This window comes from Phytohabitans sp. LJ34 (assembly GCF_052068095.1).
In the GTDB taxonomy this organism is placed as follows: domain Bacteria; phylum Actinomycetota; class Actinomycetes; order Mycobacteriales; family Micromonosporaceae; genus Phytohabitans.
The window spans coordinates 1-1,325 of record NZ_JBQHDG010000058.1 but is presented as its reverse complement, the minus strand read 5'-3'; the positions used below and the strand labels follow the sequence as shown (position 1 = coordinate 1,325).

The 1,325-nt window shown below is 67.6% G+C and carries 1 protein-coding gene; it reads left to right on the top strand.

The features are described 5' to 3' along the window. The first annotated feature begins 102 nt into the window (after nucleotides 1-102). A protein-coding gene (locus ACTMTJ_RS45335; protein WP_441225304.1) for an IS3 family transposase occupies nucleotides 103-1,298 on the top strand; the annotation gives its coding sequence in 2 pieces (ribosomal slippage) (nucleotides 103-334 and nucleotides 334-1,298; 1,197 coding nt in all). The last annotated feature ends 27 nt before the right edge of the window (nucleotides 1,299-1,325 follow it).

Genomic DNA, 1,325 nt, shown 5'->3' with positions numbered 1-1,325 from the left:
TGAACCGCCCCGGATCTTGTAGAGGCTTCCCGGATTGGGAAGGATCGACAGGTGGCGAGATCGGTTGTGTACCCGCTGGAGTTGCGTGAGCGGGCGGTGCGGATGGTCGCGGAGGTGCGGCCGAACTACGACTCGGAGTGGGCCGCGATCGGTGCGGTTGCGCAGCGGCTCGGGATCGGTACTGCGGAGACGTTGCGTAAGTGGGTGCGTCAGGCTGAGGTGGATGCCGGGCAGCGGCCGGGTACCACGTCGGATGAGTCGGCGGAGCTGAAGCGGTTGCGGCGGGAGAACGCTGAGCTGCGGCGGGCGAACGAGATCTTGAAGGCCGCGTCGGCTTTCTTCGCGGCCGAGCTGGACCGGCCTACGACACGCTCGTGAGGTTCATTGACGAGCACCGTGACCGGTTCGGTGGGGTCGAGCCGATCTGCCGCGTGCTGCGTGCGCACGGGGTCAGCATCGCACCGAGCGGCTACTGGGCGGCCAAGGCCCGGCCGCCCTCGAGGAGGCAGCAGCGCGACGAGGAACTGTTGGTGCTGATCCATGACATCTACGCGGCGAACTACGGCGTGTACGGAGCCCGCAAGATCTGGCACCAGCTGCGCTGGCAGGGCCACCGGGTAGCCCGGTGCACGGTGGAGCGGCTGATGCGCCGCGCCGGCCTGGCCGGCGCGGCGCGGGGTAAGAAGATCCGCACCACAGTGCCGGATCCGCGGCACCAGCGCGCCGGCGACAGACTCAACCGGGACTTCACCGCGCCGCGACCAAACCAGGCCTGGGTAGCCGACTTCACGCACGTCGCCTCCTGGGCGGGGGTGGTATACGTAGCGTTCGTCGTCGACGTCTACTCCCGCGCCATCGTGGGCTGGTCCGCCGCAACCAACAAGCGCACCCCGTTGGTGCTGGCCGCCTTGGACATGGCCCTATGGCGACGAGATCGTCACCACCGGCCGATCGGACCGGGCCTGATCCATCACAGCGACGCCGGCAGTCAGTACACGTCGTTCCGGTTCACCACCCACCTGATCGAGGCCGGGATCGACGCCTCGGTCGGCAGCGTCGGTGACGCCCTGGACAACGCGCTCATGGAGTCCACCATCGGCCTGTACAAGACCGAACTGATCAAGCCCCGCGGGCCGTGGCGCGGCCTAGCCGACGTCGAACTGGCCACCGCCGAATGGGTGGACTGGTACAACACCACACGGCTGCACTCCGCCATCGACCATGTGCCGCCAGACGAACACGAATCGACCTACTACGCTCAACACCAGCCTCGCGCGGTGGCTGGAGTCAACCACTGAAGTCTCCACAGAACCCGGGGCGGTTCA